The sequence below is a fragment of the Vibrio sp. 10N.286.48.C11 genome, from assembly GCF_041469805.1.
GTDB lineage: Bacteria > Pseudomonadota > Gammaproteobacteria > Enterobacterales > Vibrionaceae > Vibrio > Vibrio crassostreae_C.
This window is the reverse complement of record NZ_JBFRLK010000010.1, coordinates 114,581-137,464: the sequence shown is the minus strand read 5'-3', so window position 1 is coordinate 137,464 and position 22,884 is coordinate 114,581. Positions and strand designations below refer to the sequence as shown.

17 protein-coding genes are annotated in these 22,884 nt (G+C 45.6%); 5 read left to right on the top strand and 12 right to left on the bottom strand.

Annotated features, from left to right (window positions below):
* Positions 1-54 precede the first annotated feature (54 nt).
* The 6 genes from parC to nudF all read right to left on the bottom strand — a co-directional run bounded on the left by parC (position 55) and on the right by nudF (position 7,016).
* Positions 55-2,313: a DNA topoisomerase IV subunit A gene (gene parC, locus AB4209_RS03490; RefSeq protein WP_017067236.1), complete on the bottom strand. Its 2,259-nt coding sequence runs from the start codon at positions 2,311-2,313 to the stop codon at positions 55-57.
* Positions 2,314-2,316: 3 nt separating this feature from the next.
* Positions 2,317-4,197: a DNA topoisomerase IV subunit B gene (gene parE / locus AB4209_RS03485; protein ID WP_372054850.1), complete on the bottom strand. Its 1,881-nt coding sequence runs from the start codon at positions 4,195-4,197 to the stop codon at positions 2,317-2,319.
* Between the two features lie 239 nt (positions 4,198-4,436).
* The gene (yqiA, locus tag AB4209_RS03480) at positions 4,437-5,042 is read right to left on the bottom strand and encodes an esterase YqiA (protein ID WP_102319687.1); all 606 of its coding nucleotides are present in this window, start codon (positions 5,040-5,042) and stop codon (positions 4,437-4,439) included.
* A gap of 15 nt (positions 5,043-5,057) precedes the next feature.
* Positions 5,058-5,882, bottom strand: coding sequence for a 3',5'-cyclic-AMP phosphodiesterase (cpdA, locus tag AB4209_RS03475; RefSeq protein WP_017061426.1), 825 nt, complete (start codon positions 5,880-5,882; stop codon positions 5,058-5,060).
* A gap of 59 nt (positions 5,883-5,941) precedes the next feature.
* Positions 5,942-6,382 (bottom strand): DUF1249 family protein, encoded by a 441-nt coding sequence (locus AB4209_RS03470; protein WP_008222561.1) that lies wholly within the window; start codon positions 6,380-6,382, stop codon positions 5,942-5,944.
* A gap of 4 nt (positions 6,383-6,386) precedes the next feature.
* The gene (gene nudF, locus AB4209_RS03465; protein WP_012603196.1) at positions 6,387-7,016 is read right to left on the bottom strand and encodes an ADP-ribose diphosphatase; all 630 of its coding nucleotides are present in this window, start codon (positions 7,014-7,016) and stop codon (positions 6,387-6,389) included.
* 227 nt (positions 7,017-7,243) lie between these two features.
* Here nudF and tolC point away from each other — a divergent pair, with 227 nt between their 5' ends.
* Positions 7,244-8,569, top strand: a complete 1,326-nt coding sequence (gene tolC, locus AB4209_RS03460; protein ID WP_017061424.1) for an outer membrane channel protein TolC — start codon at positions 7,244-7,246, stop codon at positions 8,567-8,569.
* A 129-nt stretch (positions 8,570-8,698) separates the two neighbouring features.
* On the opposite strand, the gene hldE is transcribed toward tolC, so the two are convergent.
* The 3 genes from hldE to AB4209_RS03445 form a co-directional block, all read right to left on the bottom strand.
* Positions 8,699-10,129 carry a bifunctional D-glycero-beta-D-manno-heptose-7-phosphate kinase/D-glycero-beta-D-manno-heptose 1-phosphate adenylyltransferase HldE gene (gene hldE / locus AB4209_RS03455; protein ID WP_050649505.1) on the bottom strand — a complete coding sequence of 477 codons (1,431 nt, stop codon included), beginning with the start codon at positions 10,127-10,129 and terminating at the stop codon, positions 8,699-8,701.
* A gap of 121 nt (positions 10,130-10,250) precedes the next feature.
* Positions 10,251-13,100 (bottom strand): bifunctional [glutamate--ammonia ligase]-adenylyl-L-tyrosine phosphorylase/[glutamate--ammonia-ligase] adenylyltransferase, encoded by a 2,850-nt coding sequence (gene glnE / locus AB4209_RS03450; protein WP_372054848.1) that lies wholly within the window; start codon positions 13,098-13,100, stop codon positions 10,251-10,253.
* 225 nt (positions 13,101-13,325) lie between these two features.
* Positions 13,326-14,582 (bottom strand): methyl-accepting chemotaxis protein, encoded by a 1,257-nt coding sequence (locus AB4209_RS03445; protein ID WP_102321460.1) that lies wholly within the window; start codon positions 14,580-14,582, stop codon positions 13,326-13,328.
* Between the two features lie 97 nt (positions 14,583-14,679).
* Here AB4209_RS03445 and AB4209_RS03440 point away from each other — a divergent pair, with 97 nt between their 5' ends.
* Positions 14,680-15,429: a potassium channel family protein gene (locus AB4209_RS03440; RefSeq protein WP_102321461.1), complete on the top strand. Its 750-nt coding sequence runs from the start codon at positions 14,680-14,682 to the stop codon at positions 15,427-15,429.
* 51 nt (positions 15,430-15,480) lie between these two features.
* Here AB4209_RS03440 and AB4209_RS03435 read toward each other — a convergent pair whose 3' ends face one another.
* Complete coding sequence (locus AB4209_RS03435) at positions 15,481-16,998, bottom strand: inorganic triphosphatase (protein ID WP_017069482.1); 1,518 nt, start codon at positions 16,996-16,998, stop codon at positions 15,481-15,483.
* A 207-nt stretch (positions 16,999-17,205) separates the two neighbouring features.
* On the opposite strand from AB4209_RS03435, the gene AB4209_RS03430 reads away from it, so the two are divergent.
* From AB4209_RS03430 to AB4209_RS03420, 3 genes are all read left to right on the top strand, one after another.
* Positions 17,206-17,886, top strand: coding sequence for a TIGR00153 family protein (locus AB4209_RS03430; RefSeq protein WP_010434644.1), 681 nt, complete (start codon positions 17,206-17,208; stop codon positions 17,884-17,886).
* A 128-nt stretch (positions 17,887-18,014) separates the two neighbouring features.
* Positions 18,015-19,277: an inorganic phosphate transporter gene (locus AB4209_RS03425; protein WP_017061418.1), complete on the top strand. Its 1,263-nt coding sequence runs from the start codon at positions 18,015-18,017 to the stop codon at positions 19,275-19,277.
* Between the two features lie 205 nt (positions 19,278-19,482).
* The gene (locus AB4209_RS03420; RefSeq protein WP_017062917.1) at positions 19,483-20,094 is read left to right on the top strand and encodes a TIGR04211 family SH3 domain-containing protein; all 612 of its coding nucleotides are present in this window, start codon (positions 19,483-19,485) and stop codon (positions 20,092-20,094) included.
* Positions 20,095-20,199: 105 nt separating this feature from the next.
* Here the strand turns inward: AB4209_RS03420 and AB4209_RS03415 are convergent, their stop codons facing one another.
* On the bottom strand, positions 20,200-21,192 hold the full coding sequence (locus tag AB4209_RS03415) for a general secretion pathway protein GspB (RefSeq protein ID WP_017062918.1): 993 nt from the start codon (positions 21,190-21,192) through the stop codon (positions 20,200-20,202).
* Positions 21,192-22,862, bottom strand: a complete 1,671-nt coding sequence (locus AB4209_RS03410) for an ExeA family protein (RefSeq protein WP_198594333.1) — start codon at positions 22,860-22,862, stop codon at positions 21,192-21,194. Before AB4209_RS03410 ends, AB4209_RS03415 begins: the two co-directional genes overlap by 1 nt.
* Positions 22,863-22,884: the final 22 nt, after the last annotated feature.

The following is a 22,884-nucleotide window of genomic DNA, read 5'->3' as shown; positions in this document are numbered from 1 at the left end:
AGGTTCATGGGGCGTTTACGGTTTTCTTTTATCTAAAGATTGTTTCAAGTATCTCTACGATTCACTTTGCTCTTCGATATCGATGCGAGTCACTCGCTGTAGTCCTCTAGGCAGTAGACCACCACGACGACCACGTTCACCACGGAAGTTTTCAAGATCCGCAGGTTTCAAACCAAGCTTACGTTTACCGGCGTAGATAGTCAGCGTCGCATTCTCTGGGATAGCCATAAGATGTGAGACAAACTCTTCACGCTCTTTTGCTTTCGCAGAAGGGATGTTGATGATCTTGTTGCCTTTACCTTTGCTCAGCTGAGGGAGATCTTTAATCGGGAACAACAACATACGACCTTGGTTAGTAATCGCCAGAATCTGATTACTGTCCAAGTCAGCAATAGGGCTTGGCATCATCACTTCAGAAGCTTGTGGCAAGTTAACCAAGGCTTTACCGCTCTTGTTCTTGGACAGCAGATCGCTACCCTTACAAACAAAACCATAGCCTGCATCAGAACCGACTAACCATAATTGTTCATTCTCTCCCATCACCACTTGGCGAATAGAAGTACCTGGGCTGACGTTCAAGCGGCCTGTAATTGGCTCACCTTGGCTTCGCGCCGACGGTAATGAATGTGACTCAAGGGAGTAGCTTCGACCATCACTGCCGAGGAACACCGCTTGTTGGTTACTCTTACCCTTAGCACTCGCTAAGAATTTATCACCCGATTTGTAGTTCAAGCCTTCAGCGTCCACTTCATGCCCTTTAGCATGACGAATCCAACCTTTCTCAGACAACACAACCGTGATTGGTTCGCTTGGCACTAAGTCGCGCTCTGTTAGCGCTTTTGCTTCAGCACGCTCAATCAGAGGTGAACGACGATCATCGCCATATTTATCCGCATCTGCTTGGATTTCTTTCTTGATCAGCGTATTCAAGCGACGCTCTGAACCGAGTAGCTTTTCAAGCTTTTCACGTTCAGCTTCAAGCTCTTCTTGCTCTGCTCGGATTTTAAACTCTTCTAACTTAGCTAAGTTACGAAGTTTAATATCAAGAATCGCATTGGCTTGAATTTCAGAAATGTTGAAACGGCTCATTAGGACAGGACATGGTTCGTCTTCTGTACGAATGATCTCAATCACTTCATCGATATTAAGATAAGCAGCAAGCAAACCTTCTAAGATGTGCAAGCGTGCCAGTACTTTATCTAAACGGTACTGCAAACGACGGCGAACCGTTGTGCGACGGAACTCGATCCACTCTTTCAGGATTTGAACTAAGCCTTTAACTTGAGGACGATTATCTAAACCAATCATGTTCAAGTTAACGCGGAAGTTTTTCTCTAGATCCGTCGACGCGAACAGGTGACTCATCAATTGGTCACAGTCGATACGATTCGAACGAGGAACGACAACGATACGCGTTGGGTTCTCGTGATCCGATTCATCTCGCAAGTCGTCAACCATTGGCAGCTTCTTAGCGCGCATCTGGTTAGCGATTTGCTCAAGTAACTTCGCACCTGACACTTGATGAGGTAAAGCCGTGATAACAATATCAGAGCCTTCCTTGTGCCAAACCGCGCGCATCTTGATGCTGCCACGTCCAGTACGGTAGATCTTTTCGATGTCCGATTTCGGGGAGATAATCTCAGCTTCAGTCGGGTAATCTGGACCTTGAATGAAACCCATCACGTCTGAAAGCTCAGACTTAGGCGTATCAATTAGGTGAATGGCTGCATTGGCGACTTCACGCACGTTGTGTGGTGGAATATCGGTCGCCATACCTACCGCGATACCTGTAATACCGTTAAGTAGGATGTGAGGTAGGCGAGCAGGCAACATTTGAGGCTCTTTCATCGTGCCATCAAAGTTTGGTTGCCAGTCAACAGTGCCTTGACCTAGTTCACCTAGAAGAACCTCAGCAAACTTAGATAATTTGGCTTCGGTATAACGCATCGCAGCGAACGATTTCGGATCATCAGGAGCACCCCAGTTACCTTGACCATCTACCAATGGGTAGCGGTAAGAGAAAGGCTGCGCCATCAATACCATCGCTTCGTAACAAGCAGAGTCTCCATGTGGGTGATACTTACCTAATACGTCACCAACGGTACGTGCTGATTTTTTGTATTTCGATGCAGCCGATAAGCCTAGCTCAGACATCGCGTAGATAATACGACGCTGTACTGGCTTCAAGCCATCACCGATATACGGCAATGCACGATCCATGATCACGTACATTGAGTAATTTAAGTAGGCATCTTCGGTGAACTTGCGCATTGGCAGCTGTTCAACGCCATCATATGTAATTTCGTTAGACATCCATTATACCTCGGCCATATCACCGTTAGTCTGTAGCCATGTACGGCGATCATCTGCACGTTTCTTACCAAGCAGCATGTCCATCATCTCGTTGGTTGCTTCGCTGTCATCAATCGTTAACTGCACAAGGCGACGAGTGTTTGGATCCATGGTGGTTTCACGCAACTGAAGTGGGTTCATTTCACCCAGACCTTTGAATCGTTGCACGTTTATCTTGGCTTTCTTCTGCGATAGTCGCTCAAGCACACCGTCTTTCTCTGCGTCATCAAGTGCGTAGAACACTTCTTTACCGCAATCGATACGATACAGAGGAGGCATTGCCACATAGATATGACCCGCTTCAACTAATGCATGGAAATGGCGAGTAAACAAAGCACACAGCAGTGTCGCGATATGAAGACCATCCGAGTCCGCATCGGCAAGGATACAGATCTTACCGTAACGCAGGCCGGATAAATCATTGTTGTCCGGGTCGATGCCTAGAGCCACCGAGATGTCGTGCACTTCTTGCGAAGCCAATACTTGGTCTGCTGACACTTCCCATGTATTTAGGATCTTACCGCGAAGTGGCATAACTGCTTGGAACTCACGATCACGTGCTTGTTTAGCAGAACCACCCGCCGAGTCCCCTTCCACGAAGAAGATTTCGGTACGGCTTAAGTCTTGAACTGAACAGTCAGTTAGCTTACCCGGCAGTGCTGGGCCTGAAGCGATTTTCTTACGCACAACCTTTTTGCTTGCGCGCATACGGCGGTGGGCATTCGCAATACAAGCTTCTGCTAGCTGTTCTGCCAGTTGTGGCTTTTCGTTCAACCACAGGCTAAACGCATCTTTTACCACACCAGACACAAACGCAGCAGTTTGACGTGAAGACAAGCGCTCTTTTGTTTGACCAGCAAACTGCGGATCTTGCATCTTCACCGACAGTACGTACGAACAGCGATCGAAGATGTCGTCGCCCGTTAGCTTAACGCCACGCGGCAGCAAATTACGGAATTCACAGAACTCACGCATTGCATCAAGAAGACCTTGGCGAAGACCGTTTACGTGTGTACCACCTTGTTTAGTCGGTACTAAGTTCACGTAACTTTCGGTGATCATGTCGCCGCCTTCTGGCTGCCAGATGATCGCCCAGTTTGCCATTTCTGTTTCAGCAACGAATTCGCCAACATACGGCTCTTCAGGCAGCAAGGTGTAACCTTTCACGCCTTCGGCAAGGTAGTCTTTTAGACCATCTTCATAGAACCATTTATGCTCTTCACCACCGACTTTGTCGATAAAGGTAATTTCTAAACCTGGGCAAAGCACTGCTTTTGCACGTAGGTTGTTAATCAGACGAAGTGTCGAGAATTTAGGGCTATCGAAGTACTTAGGATCAGGCCAGAAATGTACTGATGTACCACTGTTACGATGACCACAAGTGCCCGTCACAGTAAGCTCTGTTACTGCATGACCGCCTTCAAGTGCGATCTCGTGAACCTGACCTTCTCGGCGTACGGTCACTTCAACACGTTTTGACAGCGCGTTTACAACCGAGATACCTACACCGTGCAGACCACCAGAGAACTTATAGTTGTTATTCGAGAATTTACCGCCAGAGTGGAGCTTAGTTAAAATCAGCTCAACACCTGAGATCCCTTTTTCAGGGTGGATATCGACAGGCATACCACGGCCGTCATCGGTAACTTCTAACGATTGGTCTGCATGAAGTACCACTTTGATCTTCTTAGCGTGTCCCGCTAGTGCTTCATCGACCGAGTTATCAATGACTTCTTGGGCAAGGTGGTTAGGTCTTTCTGTCTCGGTATACATTCCCGGGCGGTGTCGCACAGGGTCGAGACCTTCAAGTACCTCGAGGTCTTTTGCATTATATTGTTCAGTCATAATACGGAGTTTACTCAAAAAGTTTGCGTCAGTTCGCTGGCTCCAGTTTCACTAAAGCAGAATCATTACTATGAACCGTCATAGTAGAGCGAACGAGCGAAGTATTGGGGAATATAGTCTGGAAGCTGAGTAATGATGTCAAGCTAGTTCAAAAACTAAGACATCAAACTATGATATTTCACCATTGATAGATGAAATAACAGGCAAACAAGAGAAAATCACTTGGTTGGTGGAACAGATTAAAGATTTAGAAAGGTGATGATTTGTTGTGGGTAGCGTTCAAAATCAACAAAGCTATGATCCCCGCCCTCTTCTACTGTCTGTGTTGCACCTTGGTACTTCTCTACCGCTTGTCGGTAATCCAGAACTTCGTCTTCCGTTTGCTGAAGTAACCAGAAGTCGCTCGGCTTAGCGATAGCCGAAACCTCTAACGCCTTCAGTTCATCAATATGTTTTGTTTCCAGTACATATCGTTCATCTGTGTATGGGTTTACTTGTTCACCTAAATAGTCAGCAAGAAGCTCATACGGCTTCACTGCTGGGTTTACAACCACCGCTTTAAAACCATAGTGGCTATTCAGCCATGTTGAAAGATAGCCACCCAGCGAGCTACCGACCAACGCTATTTGATATTGCTCTTTGTATTGCTCCACCAGCTGCTGTAAATGAAGTGCCGCTTGTTGAGGGAAACTCGGCAGTTGAGGGGTTACGACTTTAATATCAGCGCGATGCTCCGCACAGTAATCTGCCATCACATTCGCTTTATGAGAACGTGATGAGCTGTTAAATCCGTGAATATAGAGAAGCAGCGATGGCTTATTAGCTTGTTGATTAGAGCCTAGCATCAATAACCGCCTTCATTAGTAACCAGCAGCCTTAAAATCAGGCAAGAACTGCCCATGAGGCAGACGACGAACTTGCGTGCTAACGGTACCGTCTTGATGTAATTCAATCTCTCTCCAGCCCGGAGACAAAGTATCAACCGCGAAGTCATCTGAGTTAGGTTTGAATTGCACACAAGTCGACGGTGTTGCCATGACTTGTACACCATGATGATCTCGGTTCATGTCTTGATGAACGTGACCACACAGTACGGCTTTAACATTGGTGTGCTGTTGAACCACATCCCAAAATTGATCGGCGTCTTTTAGGTTATGTTGATCTAACCATGCGCTGCCAACCAACAATGGATGGTGGTGCAATAGAACCAAGGTATTACGTTCAGGGAACTCCGTCAGCTTCTGTTCTAATAGGTCAAGCTGTTGATCGCTGAGGCGACCATGAGGCACACCAACCACCTGCGAGTCTAGCATCACCATCTGCCAGTTATCGCCTAGCAAGACATGCTCAACACACTGTATTTGTGGTGATGGTAAAACACTGCCCATATTAGGCTTAAAGTCATGGTTCCCTGGCAGCCAATAGCATGGCTTTTCCAAAGGCTGAATCCCTGACTCAAATTTCTGGTACGACTCAGCACTGTGATCTTGAGATATATCACCGGTTGCTAAAATCGCTTGATAGTCAAAGCCCTGACTAACAATGCCATCGACTACAGCACGAAAGCTATCTTGAGTGTTGATGCTTAATAAGCTGCCATTGCTCGGCGCAAATAAATGCGTGTCCGTTAGCTGCACAAGCTTAATAGTGCTCTCATCAAATTTTGAAGTGTGTGATAATTCCAAAATAACAAATCCAGATACGTTACTGTTTAGACTTTAAAAGTGTTGATAAATAGGCTCAATTAAAAGGCAATTGGGGTTCGGCTGATACCCGTTTTTAAACAAAACGTTAACCATTCCCCAAGAAATTTATTCAATTGAAATTTCTCGTCCTTTTGCAGAAGCTTAGTGTTGGGGTAGTCATATTTCGCTTTGACTCGCGAAAAATCCCCGCTAGCGCACACTTCTGCAACTCGAGCGTCGTGATATAGCCTGACAGACATTTTTGGCAAAGGAAACACTGGCATCGCATCACTCTGACATATATCTATTAATGTGGTGTATTTTGTGACCTCATTCACTGTCAATTGATACACCATATTAACGGCTTGGTAACAGCGAACGTCACCAACCTCATGCCCAACCGGTAACAAAGCGTTCAGTTTGGCATAGTTAGTCTCGTAAACTCGCATCAATTCAGCAAGATCAACATGATACGGTTTTTTGACCGCGATATTTGGCATGACGTTAATCTATCCACTCTGACTGTAATTCTTGGTAGTTCAATTGTAGCCACTGTAGCGCAATGATCGTGGCTCCATTTTCAAATACACCATCTTTTACCAACTGATAAGCCGCTTCGCGACTCATCACTTGTACACGAATGTCTTCACCTTCGTAGTCCAATCCGTGTACCCCTTTGGCTGTCGTTGCATCAACACAGCCAACAAAGACGTCGAGCTTTTCAGAGCAACCACCAGATGAAGGATAATACGAAGTAATAGGCAATACAGATCCGACTTCGACTCCGGCTTCTTCCATTGCTTCACGACGAGCGACGTCTTGTGGCGATTCGTCCGTATCAATGATCCCAGCAACAATTTCGTATTGCCATGGGTTCTCATGCTCTAGGGCTCCGACACGGATCTGCTCCACGATCACAACTTCATCACGGATAGGATCGTAAGGTAACAAAGCGGCAGCATGACCACGCTCAAACATCTCACGCTCTATTGGTTGGCTCCAGCCGCCCTCAAATAGTCTATGTTTAAATGTGTACTTGACCATTTTGAAAAAACCACGAAACAGCGTCTCTTTTGAGACTATTTCCACATCTTGCGGAGTAAACTCATGTCGTTGATTGTCATACTGTTGCATTTGGTACCTCACTAAGTGATCTTTATAGTTTACTCATTGTCCGAGTTAACTACCAAGGATAAGGTTCAACTTTTTATATAAAATTTATAATTAAAGTTAAGCTTTAAAAAATAAATATTGCACAAGTGGACAGTTAACTGTAAAAAAGTGCAAAGTTTCGAGTAAATTACCACCAAACTGGGTTAAACTCTTCTAAAGAAAATTCCATAAAAGGCAGGAATAGGAAAATGAAAAAACTGCTTCCACTATTTATCAGTGCAGCAATTGGCAGCCTGAGTTCGTCAGCTTTTGCTGATACGCTAGCTGAAGTTTACGACCAAGCAAAACAGAACGATCCACAACTTCTTCGTTCAGCAGCGCAGCGCGATGCCGCTTTTGAAGCAGTAACGTCAAGTCGTAGCTCTTTGTTACCGCAAATCAACCTAACAGCAAACTACGACATTAATCGTGGTGATCGAGATACATCAGGTGTTGGTAATTCAAGCATTGATAACAACACTTGGGGAGCTGCTATCGGCTTCAGCCAAGAGCTTTACCAGCGTTCTTCATGGATCACACTAGATACGGCAGAGAAAACCGCTCGTCAATCTGATTCAGCTTACGCGGCAGAACAACAAGCCTTGATCCTTCGTGTTGCGACAGCATACTTCGAAGTGCTTCGCGCTCAAGATAACCTAGAATTTGTTCGTGCAGAGAAAGCAGCGGTTGCTCGTCAACTAGAACAAACTAAGCAACGTTTTGAAGTAGGTCTTTCAGCAATCACCGATGTACATGATGCGCAAGCTCAGTACGATGGTGTTTTGGCTGATGAAGTTCTTGCAGAGAACGACCTAACGAATAGCTACGAAGGTCTTCGTGAGATTACAGGTCAGGAACACTCTAACCTAAGCATCCTAGATACTGATCGTTTCTCAGCAAGCAAATCTTCAGAGTCTGCAGTTGCACTTGTTGAACAAGCAGAACAAAAGAACCTTAGCTTATTGGCTGCACGTATCTCTCAAGACGTAGCAAAAGACAACATCTCTCTAGCAAGCTCTGGTCACCTACCAAGCTTAACCCTAGATGGTAGCTACGCTGTTTCAGATCAATCAAACAGCACCCAAGATTACGACCAAGACAACCTAAACATTGGTTTGAACTTAGTTGTACCTCTATACACAGGTGGTAACACAACTTCATTGACTAAACAGGCTGAATACAACTACGTTGCAGCAAGTGAAGATCTAGAAGCAACTTACCGTAGCGTTGTAAAAGACGTACGTGCATTCAACAACAACATCAGCGCTTCGATCGGTGCTCTACGCGCTTACGAACAGTCTGTAGTTTCTGCTCAGTCTGCTCTAGAAGCAACAGAAGCTGGTTTTGATGTAGGTACTCGTACTATCGTTGACGTACTAGATTCGACTCGTCGTCTATATGATGCGAACAAAAACCTTTCAGATGCTCGTTACAACTACATCCTAAGTGTACTTCAGCTTCGTCAAGCAGTTGGTACGCTAAGCGAACAAGACATTGTTGATGTAAACGCAGGTCTAAAAGTAGCAAGTAAGTAATTATTAATTACTTAAGTTACCCCTACAAAAATGCCGCTCATTGAGCGGCATTTTTATTATCTATTGAAAGCTAATTCTCAACCTAGCTCAAAGTTAAGCCTTGAGACTAGAAAACGGGAAGGCTAAGAGTTAGCCTCGACCACCTTTAATCGCTTTAATGATTTCAGTCGTAGAGCAACCATCTTCAAAGTTAAGTACTTTAACTTCACCACCAGCAGCAATCACTTCCGCACCACCAGCGATATCTTCAGGTTTGTAATCACCACCTTTCACAAGAATACTTGGCAATACCTCAGAGATTAAACGTTGAGGTGTATCTTCAGAGAATGGGACAACCCAATCAACTGCACCTAAGCCAGCCAATACCGCCATACGACGATCAGTTGGGTTCACAGGGCGACCTGGACCTTTCAAGCGTTTCACTGATTCGTCAGTATTCACCGCAACGATCAAACGATCACCCAGCTCAGCCGCGTGATTCATGTAAGAAACATGACCAGCATGCAAAATATCAAAGCAGCCATTGGTCATCACCACCTTCTCGCCTTTCGCACGAGCACGCTTCACCGCTTCAACCAGTGCCGCTTCAGAGATAACACCGTAGTCTGTGTCTTGACTACCGTGAATCGCTTCCGCTAGCTCAATCGTAGATAGAGTAGATGTACCAAGCTTACCCACTACCACACCTGCAGCAGCGTTCGCCAGTGCACACGCCTCGTCCAGTGGCTTGCCAGCAGCAACAGAAGCCGCCAGTACCGAGATAACCGTATCGCCTGCACCCGTCACGTCATACACTTCTTTCGCTTGAGTCGGCAAATGGAATGGTTCTAAACCTTTGCGAAGTAGTGTCATACCATGTTCACTACGAGTCACTAGCAATGCTTCAAAATCAAACTCTTCGATCAGTGCGAGTCCTTTTTCGATCATTTCTTCTTCAGATTTTACTTTGCCAGCCACCAACTCGAACTCAGCCATGTTTGGTGTAAGCAACGTTGCTCCACGGTAGCGTTCAAAGTCTGCGCCTTTCGGGTCGATAAACACAGGAACTTTTGCTGCGCGCGCTTTTTGGATAAAGCTCTGCACGTGCTCCAACGCACCTTTTGCGTAATCAGATAGAATTACCGAGCGCACATTTGGAAGCGCTTGCTCCATACGAGATAAAACCAGCTCAGGATCCGTATTCTCAAATTTATCTTCAAAATCAAGGCGAATTAGCTGCTGACCACGGCTCATCACTCGCAGTTTAGTAATGGTTGGGTAATCTTCTAACTCAACGAAATCACATTTAACCTTTAGTGCGCCTAAGGTATTTTTTAACACCTCAGCAGGCTCATCTTTACCGGTCAAACCAACGATATGAGCATGACCACCAAGAGAAGCAATATTCATTGCTACGTTGGCTGCACCACCAGGACGCTCTTCGTTATTTTCTACTTTTACAACGGGCACAGGTGCTTCTGGTGAAATACGGCCAGTTGGGCCATACCAGTAACGGTCAAGCATGACGTCACCGACAACAAGAACGCCTGATTGGCTGTAGTCAGGTAGAATTGGTTTCATTATGGATCTCCAAAAATCGAATCTGGCTAGAGTCTAGCACACTGATTACAGAGGCTAAACTATAGATAAATGAGTAAAAGCCTATCAAGATAGGTACATCCGTCACTACTGTGTGACTGGGTTATGCTTCCATCCACTGCTTCCATGCTTGAACAACATGTTCTCTTTCCATTTCAAACTTTTCAATCGCCACATCCGCATCAAGATTGAGTAGATTACGGTGGTGGATTTCATCTCTTAACGTTGTATAAGCATGAGTTAACGCCACCCCTTGCTGCTCATCCATAATCCCTTGTGACAACAAGCTTTCGAAGATTCGTACATTGTCACACCAACGAGTAAGCTTTGGCTCCTCATTGCTGTATCGAAGCACTAAATATTGCGCCAAGAATTCAATATCGGTAATACCACCCGTATCTTGTTTGAGCATGAATCTATCGACTTTTTTACCGCCTAAATGGCCGCGCATTTTTTCACGCATATCCACAACGGACTTTTTGAGTGTTGCCTCATCACGCTCCAAGCACAAAACCTCATGACGCGTTTTGTTAAATGCCGAAGCCAATAACTCATCGCCATAAATCATACGAGCGCGAGTCAAGGCTTGGTGCTCCCATGTCCACGCGTCATTGTGCTGATACTCGTCAAAGGCATCGGTTGGACTCACCAATAGGCCAGATGCACCAGAAGGGCGTAAACGAGTGTCGACTTCGTACAGAATGCCAGAAGCAGTTCTCATCGAGAAAATATGAATAATACGCTGCGCTAATCTCAGATAAAATTGGCGTCCATCGATCTCTTTCTTACCGTCAGTGTAGATGTGTACCGGGCAGTCGTGCATGAACACGATATCGAGATCGGAGTTATAGCCAAGCTCCCAGCCGCCGACTTTGCCATAACCAACAACAGCAAAACCGCGGCCTTCGCGGTCTTTGACATGGGTCGGTTCACCAAACTTGGCCGATACTTGTAACCAAGCTTGATTGACCCCCGCCTCAACAATGGCTTCGGCTAAATAGGTCAAATGATCACTGACCTTCATGACAGGTAGAGCACCCGCAATATCCGCAGCTGCAATTCTCAAGATACAGGTCTGCTTAAACTGACGCAGGCCTTCCATCTGTTGCTCCATATCATCTTCAGGAATACGAGCAAGGTAATCACGCAGTTCGGTCTTGTAAGACTCTAAAGGCACTGGATTGTAGAGTTGCTGAGGGTCGATAAGTTCATCTAACAGAATTGGATAACGACCCAACTGCTCCGAAATCATCGGGCTTGCCGTACACAGGCGAACTAGCTGAGTCAACGCGGCAGGGTGTTCATCTAGTAGTTCAAGGTAAGTGGTACGCGTAACGATTTTATGCAGCAGATGCAGTACTCGCGACAAACCAAACTCGGCATCCTTAGCGGTGTACAGCGCTTGAAACACTTTCGGCATCAGTCGATTGAGGACTTCCCGCCCACGAGGGCCAAGAGTCTTTTTAGCCAAATCGGCTTTAAACTGAATGATCGTTTTCGCCGCATCAGGCGGGCTCGCGACCGCAATGTCGTGTTCCAACACGTGCTCAATTACATCGGGTTTATGGGCCATATCCCACAACTCGCTAAAGTGGCTCGCGATCGGATTAGCGTCATCTTCATCAACGCCAATTAGGTCTTCGAACACGGTATGTACATTCGCCATATGGGCGCGAGTTGCCACAATCAAGCTATCCCAATCGGAAAACTGCATGGCGACGGCTAGCTGTAACTGTTCGAATTCACCATCGGGTAGGGTTTGAGTTTGCTTATCGGCCATCGCTTGTAATAGGTTTTCTAGGCGGCGTAAAAACAGGTAAGCTTCACGTAAATGTCCCACCTCTTGAGCTTCCAGAAGGTTAAGTGACTCAATCGCACTCAAGGTTTCTAATAATCCTCGGCCACGAAGGCTTGGTTCGCGTCCACCACGAATCAATTGGAAGACTTGGGCTATAAACTCAACTTCGCGAATACCACCAGAACCAAGCTTGATATTGTTTGAAAGGCCACGGCGGCGTACTTCGCTGCTGATCATTGATTTCATACGGCGCAGAGATTGAATCGCACTGAAATCGATATAACGACGGAACACAAATGGACGCAACATTTGGCGAAGCTCTTGGTATTCAGGGTACATTTCGCTGCCCATCACCCGTGCTTTCACCATAGCGTAGCGTTCCCAATCGCGACCTTGTTCTTGATAGTAATCTTCTAGCGCAGCGTAACTCATGACCAGTGGACCACTCTCACCGAATGGACGCAGGCGCATGTCTACTCGATAACAGAATCCATCGAAGGTTTGCTGATCAAGCGCCTTAATAATACGTTGCCCGAGACGTGTAAAGAACTGCGCATTGGCAATGCTGCGTCTTGCACCTTGGGTTTCACCATTCTCTGGGTAGGTGAAGATCAGATCGATATCGGAAGAGAAGTTAAGCTCACCGCCCCCTAGCTTGCCCATACCAATGATCAACATCGGCTGTGCTTCGCCTTGTTCATTACAAGGTGTGCCCCACTCTTTACAACAAATATCGTACTGCCATTGGTAGGTTTCGAAGATCATCGCCTCAGCTAACATCGATAGATGATTTAGGCTCTGCTCTAGCTCCCACGAACCCATAAAATCACGCCAAGCAATGTAGGTCATTTCTCGATTTCGGAATTGACGCAGCACGCGCTGACCGCTCATTTCATCGGTGCAACTAGAAAGTAATTCAGCCAAGCGTTCTCGGTATCCTTCAGCGCGTTCTTCGCATGCCAACATATTAGGTAAGTCACCACATAAAACCGTATCACGCTGCAGGCAATCACCAATAAAACAGCTTAAACCGAGTACACGTTTAAGATCTTCAGTCAGTGGCTCAGACCAAGTATTGATGGCTTCACTTTGATGCTCTAATAATTGCTCAAAAGCAGGCTGGGAGTGAGTGATGAGTTGAGAAGGCAATGGCATGTTTCTTCCTTGTATAAGCTGCGCGCCGAACAATCGGTTTATCGATTCAGTTCTTCAATAACGAGTTTTCATAACTAAAGATAAGTTATACCAAAGTTACGCCAATAAAAAACGCCCACATTAGCAATGTGGGCGTTTTATCGATTAACTTATCTGGTTGAGCTTACAACCGAGAAACAGTCTCTGGGAATTAGCCTTTGACGGATGAAGATTGGGTGCTGAGGACTAAACCTTAAATTGCTTAATCTTACCGTCGAGTTCTTGCGCGTTACTTTCCATAAGCTGAGAGGTCTCGAGCAGTTCACCAACCACCACAACTGAAGCTTCAACAAGCTCGCGTACATTGGTCAGGTTGACGCTCATCTCTTCAGCAACACTGCTCTGTTGGCCTGCAGCGGTCGCGATCTGGAAGTTCATATCATTGATTTGATTGACTTGGCTTACAATGCCGTCAAGCTCACTTCCCGCGTTAGTCACCAGATCAACACCTTCAGCCGCTTCAACAACACTCTTCTCCATCAGTTCTACCGCAGAGTTAGCGCTGCTTTGTAGATGACTGATCATGTCTTGAATCTCTACCGTCGCTTGCTGAGTGCGCTGTGCAAGGTTACGAACCTCATCAGCAACAACCGCAAAACCACGACCCGCTTCACCGGCACGTGCCGCTTCAATTGCAGCGTTCAATGCTAGTAGGTTTGTCTGTTCTGAAATGCCTTGGATAGTACCAACCACACTGCCAATTGAGTCAACGCGTTCTTCTACTTGGTTTACCGCTGCTGCAGATGCTGCGATATCTGAAGATAGCTCACTCATCTTAGACACTGATCCTTGAACGAACTTCTGACCAGTAAGAGCTTGGCCTGATGCCTGTTCAGTCAATGACGAAGCGCTTTGTGCATGCTCAGCGACAGTTTGCACCGTCGACGTCATCTCACTCATTGCTGTTGCCAGTTGATCGATCTCGTTGAACTCTTCTTGAGCTGACTCTTTGGTTTCAGACATGCTGATGGTCATCACTTCCGTCAGAGCAAACAGCTCATCAGAAGAGGCCACCTGAGTTTTGATCATGTCGTTCAGTTGGACGCGAGTTTTTTCAAGTTCGCGTGCCACATCGCCGTATTCATCTTTACAGTCCATTTGAATCGGCACTGAAAAGTTCTTGTCGGCCATGGTTTTAATGGCGTCATTAAGGTATTGAGTCTGGCGCAGCATAACGCGCGCCGCTGCTAACAGAAGAACCACAAACACAATGATCATCAAGGCTGTTTGCCAAGCCACTTGAACTAGGTAAGTCTCGTAATGCTGTTGTGCGACTTGCGCATTGTTCGTTACAGCAAGCAATGAATCGTAAAACGTACTTGCGTCCCATAGCTGCTTCGAAATGATCAAGATAGTGCTGAATATCATCAACATGACCATTTTTGGAACGAGACGAACGTCAGAGATTACCCTTTCCCACGGCTTGAATGACAGTTTAGTCATTGTCAGTTCTCCATTAATTCTTATATATTGATGGCTTCTATATCCGCGAGGTGGCTATGTCAGTCAAAGTTCGCGATTTATTTTGAGCCTCGTATGAATGTTGAATAATACCAAAGACGCCACCAAGCCGATGAGCTTATTGTCACTGATTCTCTCTTTCTTAGCGTTATTTGTGATCTCAGGCTTATTGTTCGTACCGATCGATAAAGAATCGAAACAAGTCCTTATCGGCCTCGATTTTATAATCTGTAGTGTTTTTCTTTTTCAGCTCACAATTGATCTATTTAGATCACAAAACAAAAAAGAATTTCTAAAAGTACACTGGATCGATTTCTTAGCAAGTATCCCAATGATCGAGCCTCTTCGTTTCGCCCGTATTTTTCAAATTCTGCGAGTCATCTTAGTTCTGCGTTCAAGTAAACGTATTTTCAGAGAGTTATTTCGTAATAGGAAAGAGACCACTTTCGCTTCCATCATTCTGCTTTTGGTGATCTTACTGACTATCGGTGCTGGCACGATCCTGCTATTGGAACACAAAGATCCGAACGCCAACATCACTACAGGTCATGATGCTTTATGGTGGGCGTTTGTGACCATCAGTACTGTGGGTTATGGCGACCATTACCCAGTGACAACTTCCGGTCAGTTAGTGGCTTCAATGGTGATCATCTGTGGTGTCGGTGTGTTTGGTATGATTTCAGGCTTGATTACTTCTTTGATCACCTCCCCAACTCATCATGAGAATCAACGAGCGGAAAACAAAGAGAAACACCTTGAGAAGATCATCGAGCAGCAACAGAAAATCTTAGAGCGACTCGAAAAACTTGAGCAACAAACAAAAAAATAGGGCCGGAGCCCTATTTTCAAATTCATACTTCTATTGATACAGGTATCGAGTTTAGTCTTGCCAGTATGGCTCAACCTCAACACTGATTTGGCGTGTCTGTTCCATCGCATGCAGAATGGACACTTCTTGACGAGCTAACCAACGCTCTAGCTGAAGCTTCTCATCGCCTTCCAGCTTCTCAGTCAAAGGCTCTAATGTTTTAAGTGCCAGCAAGTCATCAATGCCTTGCACCATATCGGCCCAAGGTAAACGGAAACTGTTTCGCTCAGCGTCATCATACAAACTCGCGAAACCAACACCAGAATATAGGTTTCGCATCAAACGGTATTGCTGCTCAATATACGCTTGGCTGGTCATCACTCGCTCTGGCGGGAAAGCTTCCATCAAATCGGCCCATGTGCGATCGAGTTGCTGCACGGAAAACCATTCGATACCACGACCCATTTGCTCACGCGCTTTCTCATCTAAGAAAGGCTGCCAGCCACGAGACAAGATCCAACGGCTCAAATCTAACAATAAACCGGTGTAACGAGCAGAGCTCAGCAAGGTAAGCAGATCTTCACGATCTGGCAGTTGCTCTTGCATCTCTTTAAGCTCAGCGACTAAGAACTTACGCGCATCGAGTTTACGTAGTACATGGCCTTTATCTTCCAGCAAGTCTTCGAAGTGATCATAGCTTTTCAGCCAGTCGAGCTCTTGCTCAAGCCACTTCAACTCTTGACGTAAAATAGCACTTGCTCGTCTAGGGACAATGCCGCCATAGATAGTGAAAGTTTGGCGAATAAAACTCAGCGAGTGACTGATCTCATGCAAAGCTTCAATCGATTGACGCTCTGTGAAAATCTGCTCGTGATAATGCCAATGAGCGAGAGCATGCTCTAAAGATTGAATAAAACACGATTCAACGGTATCACTTTTGTCAGTATCAACTAAGGTCAAAGGAGTAACTTCATCTCCTTGATAACCTTGAGCAAGACGGTAACCCTTAGCTGCTTTACTTAGGTTACCCAAACGCATGCCACCTTGTTCGCAGAATTGGCGAGACAATGTAAATAGCGCATCCGTTTGACCGGATTTAAGTTCCAATTCGACTTCGCAAATCGGTTCTTGCAGGTCGCCTGATTCAACAAAGCCTTGATCGAATGCGACCTCGACTTGGCTACCATCAGGCATACCAATCAACCACTGCTCACGCGTGAAGTTGGTAGAGAACAGAGGAGTCAGCTCAGCTTGCAACGTTTCGATGTCTTTACCTGTTGGCCAGATATCCTCTGGGTGCAGGGCTAGCTTAGGTTCGTTGCTGTCGTGTTCTGCATTGTATTCAGGCCTTTGATGCAGGCCAGCAACCACACGACCAGCAGTCTTTACAGTTTGTACAAATACGTCATCAAAGCGTCGAATGCGTAAGCCTGTATCGTGCTTACGTAGCCAGTTGTCAGCGGTGTCAAAGTAGATGTTACCTAGCTCACGACAACTGTGCTGAAGTACTTTAGTTTCAGCAATTTTATTGCGTAAAGTCTCTGAAAATTCAGGAGAAACAAAAAACTTCAGTTCTATCTCGGTTTCCATAGTTATACCTTTCTGTGAAGATAGGGACAGGATATTGCCAATTTGAAAAGTCGGCAAGTCAGAAATATCGCCCTTATGATGATCTAAAACAGTTTTAATGAGAGATTGATTAGGTTAACATGCGCGACTTTGTAGCCATCGCTTAACATTTCACCATGAATATGGTGTATGTTGTTTTAAGGTTATTATTTATTAGGTTGGATGACCATGCCAGTAAATACAATTATGGGGTTATTTGCAAAGTCCCCAATTAAACCTTTGCAGCGTCACGTAGTATGCGTGAACGAATGTTGTTCTCACCTAGTTAATTTCTTTGAAGTTTCTTCAAAAGGTGACTGGGAAAAAGCATCAGAAATTCGAGCTCAAATTTCTCACCTTGAGAAAGAAGCTGACGTACTAAAACGTGAAATTCGCCTTAAACTTCCTCGTGGTTTGTTTATGCCAGTTGATCGCACCGATATGTTGGAGCTATTAACGCAACAAGACAAACTCGCAAACCTAGCGAAAGACATTGCTGGCCGTGTATATGGTCGTCAACTTGTCATTCCTGCTCCTATGCAAGAAAACTTCATCGCTTACGTTAAACGTTGTCTAGATGCAGCGAATCAAGCACAAAACGTAATCAATGAATTAGACGAATTACTTGAGACTGGCTTTAAAGGCCGTGAAGTAACACTCGTTGCCGAAATGATTCATCAATTAGATGTAATTGAAGATGACACGGATGCGATGCAGATCGAACTACGCCAACAACTAATGGCAATTGAAGGCGATCTGAATCCAGTTGATATCATGTTCTTATACAAAATTCTTGAATGGGTTGGTGGTATTGCAGATCAAGCACAGCGTGTAGGCGCTCGTCTTGAAGTAATGCTTTCTCGATCTTAAATCATACGTTAACCATATAACAAAGAGCATTTTTTGAACAAACCACTTATGCGCTGAGTATTCCTCTCGCTGAGCGGTTTTTTGCGTCTAAATTTGTTCCGCTTGTTATCAAACAACTAGGTATTACGATGGATATCCTTGCTAACTACGGCACTGTCCTGATTATTGTTGCAGCAGCTTTCGGTTTCTTGATGGCTATTGGTATTGGTGCAAATGACGTTGCGAACGCAATGGGCACCTCAGTAGGCTCTAAAGCTTTAACCGTTAAACAAGCGATCATTATCGCAATGATCTTTGAATTCGCAGGTGCTTACCTTGCGGGCGGCGAAGTAACAGACACGATCCGTAAAGGTGTTATCGAAACGTCTCTATTCGCTCATCAACCAGATGTACTTGTGTACGGCATGATGTCAGCACTTCTTGCTGCTGGTACATGGCTACTTCTCGCTTCTTACATGGGCTGGCCGGTTTCTACGACTCACTCAATCATCGGTGCAATCATCGGTTTTGCGTGTATTTCTGTAGGTACTGAAGCTGTAGACTGGAACAGTGTTCAAGGTATTGTGGGTAGTTGGATTATCACACCCGTTATTTCCGGCTTCTTCGCTTACGTCATATTTGTAAGTGCTCAACGACTGATTTTTGATACAGAGAACCCGCTATTTAACGCGAAACGCTTTGTACCGGTATACATGTTCATTACAACAATGGTAATTGCACTTGTAACCATCAAGAAAGGCCTTAAGCACGTTGGTCTTCACCTAAGCAACACTGAAGCATGGGTTTGGGCTGCTGGCGTTTCTGCGCTTGTAATGATCGGCGGTTACCTATACATCCAGAAGAAATTCGCTAACCGCGAAGAAGACCACGGCTTTGCAGGTGTTGAAGGCATCTTCTCTGTACTCATGGTTATCACAGCTTGTGCGATGGCATTTGCACACGGTTCAAACGACGTTGCGAACGCGATTGGTCCACTGTCTGCTGTTGTATCAACCGTTGAGCACATGGGTGAAATCACAGGTAAGAGTACTATCGCATGGTGGATTCTTCCTCTAGGTGGATTCGGTATCGTTGTTGGTCTTGCAACAATGGGTCATAAAGTAATGGCAACCGTTGGTACTGGTATTACAGAACTAACACCAAGCCGTGGCTTTGCTGCACAACTTGCAACTGCATGTACGGTTGTACTAGCTTCAGGTACTGGCCTTCCAATCTCTACTACACAAACACTCGTTGGTGCTGTTTTAGGTGTTGGTTTTGCTCGTGGTATCGCAGCACTAAACTTAGGCGTTGTACGTAATATCGTGGCTTCTTGGATTGTGACACTACCTGCAGGTGCTCTACTTGCTGTTGTGTTCTTCTACGGAATTCAAGCTGCGTTTACTATGTAATCGCGACTGCGTTAGTGAATACTAGCGTCAGAACAGTGTGAGCTTCAGTAACGATATGTAAATGCCATGTCATTATTGACTCAAACGCACAGAAAGGGAGGCTTTGCCTCCCTTCTTTGTTGCACCGCATAAAGAAACTAAATATTATTTGCTGATTGAGGCTGACTCATACGCCTACCCAATTTGAATCGTTAAGGGATTTACTGTGAAAAAACTGATTAGCTTAGTTTTGTTCGCAATGCTTGCGGCTCCAGCTGCCTTTGCACAAGACCGTTATATTGCTGACAAACTATTTACTTATATGCATTCTGGCCCAAACAACACATTCCGTATCATCGGTAGTGTTGATGCTGGTGAAAAGATTACATTCCTACAAACTAACAAGAGTACGGGTTACACCCAAATTCAAGACAACCGTGGCCGTAAAGGTTGGGTTGAAAGCAAGTTTGTAAGCACTCAAGAAAGCATGGCACTGCGTATGCCTAAGCTAGAGAAAGAGCTGACGGAAGTTAAAGGCAAGCTAGCGAATGCTCGTCAGAGTGCTGACAGCGAAAAAGCTGGCCTAGCAAGCTCTCTAGATTCTCGTAACAAGCAGATTGCTGAACTAGAACAGAACTACAGTGAAATTAGCCAACAGCTAACGAGTTCTCAAACAGAGAACCGTGAACTGCGCGCTAAGCTAGACACTCAAAAAGACGACCTACTATTGAAGTACTTCATGTACGGTGGTGGTGTTGCGGGTATTGGTCTACTTCTAGGCCTTGTTCTGCCACACATCATGCCTCGTCGCAGAAAATCACCAAACGGTTGGGCGTAGACTTAACGCTTGTATCAGGTACAGTAAATTCAGTATCGAATATCAAAAAGGAGCACCGAGGTGCTCCTTTTTATTTGTCTGTTATCTAAATACGTATAGAAATCGCTAACCTTTCCACTCGTACAGAGCCGGGATTTCTATCTTCTGTTGATTGAACTCTATGATCACTGATTGTGGCTTAATCTCTAGTAATTGAATGTCTTGTCCAATCCAATCTCCTTGCGCCACTTCTTGGCCGTTCACTTTTACCCAACGTTTGGTCTCGCTGCTCGAGTACATATGAGTTTGTAGGTCTAACTTAGGAAGGACTCCTGATAAGCTATTGGTGTGCGTTTCCAACTCAATAACCTGAGAGCCTCTTTGCCCTGCGGGTCTAGAGTCCATCGGCTCAGGAGTGCTTTGTTGCTCCCCCATAATGGATTCAAGCTTCAATGCCAAATCAGGTGGCAACTCACTGAGGTCTAGCCCTTGCAGCAGATCACTGTCCGATTGTAAGTCACTATTTGATTGCTGATCAGTGCTTGATTGCAGAGCAGTCGTTTCATCACTCGCGCCTGGCTGAACGGATGACGATTCAGAACTGGCTGTCATTTGAGTGTTGTTATCAGCATTAGCGAAGATCACTGCTGAGCCACCAGCGGTGTTTGCACGATTAGCGCCAGAATCAATCTGTGCATACATCTCTTGGCGTGGCAATGCTTTCAACGGTTGGCTCGCCGGTGCAGGGCGAACGGTGAACAAGGCATCTTCTTCCTCAGACACGGCATCCATGCTTGCTATATCAGCATCCGCAATTTCAGGCTCAATGTCTGATTCAGTTTTAAATTCTGGCAGAGCGACATTGGCAGCTTGGTTCACGGCTTCTTGTTGTTGGATATACGATTGATAAGCCAAGACGCCACCCACCAACAAAGAAGGAACCAAGATTAAGAGTAGCCCCATCGCTAACGATGAACCTCGCTTGTTGCTCATCCCTTTTGCAGAATTAGGAACATGATGATTCTGGTAGCCTTTGAAGCTTGGTTTGCTAAGAGAGTGCTGATTAATAGAAGATGGCTTGTGAGACGGCTGTTTAAGTTCGTGCATAATACGTGACATTAGCTTTCGCCCCCTTCTAGTGACATCAGCTTAGGCGAATCGAGTTGAGCTAATCTCTGCAATCTTGCTAAGGTGCGCTTACCTGCAATGCCATCAACAGACATACCTTGCCACGTTTGAAATGCTTCGATTTTCATTTTTAACTCATAATCAAATACATCATTACCGGAAACAACCTCTCCTAATACTTCAGAAAGCAGTAGATCAAGCAAAGCAACCGCTTCACCTTGATAGCCCTCTTTAAGGGTCTCTCGCAGCGGCTGCTTCCAAATAGCGACGTAATCGCCTTGCCAGATTTGCTCTAAGGATTGCTTCGGCATCACCAAGAGCTTTTCGTTAACGAGGAGCTCGACAGACTCCTCAGACGCACCATAAAGCACAGCAAACACTGGTTCTTGATCGATATCCAGATTAAGGACCACGGGTACGCCAAGCTCTAACAATGTATCCAAATTTGACTGTTGTTGCTCGCACACAAAGACACTTTGCGGCTCACTTAAGCACAAGCCATCACGCAGTGAAGACTGATACCCCCAGAGCGTATACAAGTCCTTGATAGCGAGAGAACGATTGGTTCCCTGCATCAAGTGCTGTTGAATATCTTGTGGCAAAGCAAACTTGGAAGGTTTTGGCTCAGCAACCAACTGAGGTTCATTCGCCACCAAAGAGCGCTGAGCCTGTGCAGACACTTCCGTCTTTGCTCCATTTGATGCATCCGTAGGCAACCAAGCATTGATATAGCTTGGAGCGAAGTTAAAGGTCGCTATTGCAAGACCAACGCTTAACGTCGCAATCCCTGCGTATTGGAATAACTTAGGCGCGACACGAGAAGTTAGAGCCTTCTCGACGTGATACACATCGGCCTGAAAGGACATAACCTGCTGACACGCTCGGTTAACCGTTTCATTGCTCGGTAGCTGCTCACCGTCATGAAAAGCCAACTGCAGTGCTTTATCACACACCAAGTTAATGAGCCTTGGAATACCATGCGTATATTGAGCAATCAGCTTGATAGAACGGTTCGAAAACAACATCTGCTCGCCACCCGCCGTCTCCAAACGAAACGCGATGTACTTGCCCGTTTCTTCGGTATTAAGAGGCAGTAAGTGATAACGACCAGTAATGCGCTGTGCTAGCTGACGTAGCTGCGTGGTTTGTAAGTGCTGTTGTAATTCCGGCTGGCCGACCAACAGTACTTTTAACAGCTTACGATTGTCGGTTTCCAAGTTTGTTAGAAGGCGTAACTGCTCCAACACATCGGCAGCGAGGTGTTGGGCTTCATCGATCACCAATAGGGTTTGAATACCTTCAGCATGACTATCGAGCAGGAAGTGATGAATGGCCTGACTCAGCTGTTTCAACGATGCTTGTTCCGGGTACTCGACCTCAAACTCATCACAGATAGCTTCCAGTAAATCCGTATTGGAAAACGTAGGGTTAAGTATAAGGCCAGCTTGAGTCTGATTATCGAGTGATGACAACATCGCTTTGGCGACCGTTGTTTTTCCTGTACCGACTTCACCAGTAAGCATCGCAAAGCCCCCACCCTCGCCTAAACCGGCTTGTAGGTTCTGCATCGCTTCTTGATGGCGCTGACTCAAAAACAAGTAGCGAGAATTTGGTACAATCGAAAATGGCATCTCAACGAAGCCAAAATATTCCTTATACATGTGCTGCCCTATAATTACGATT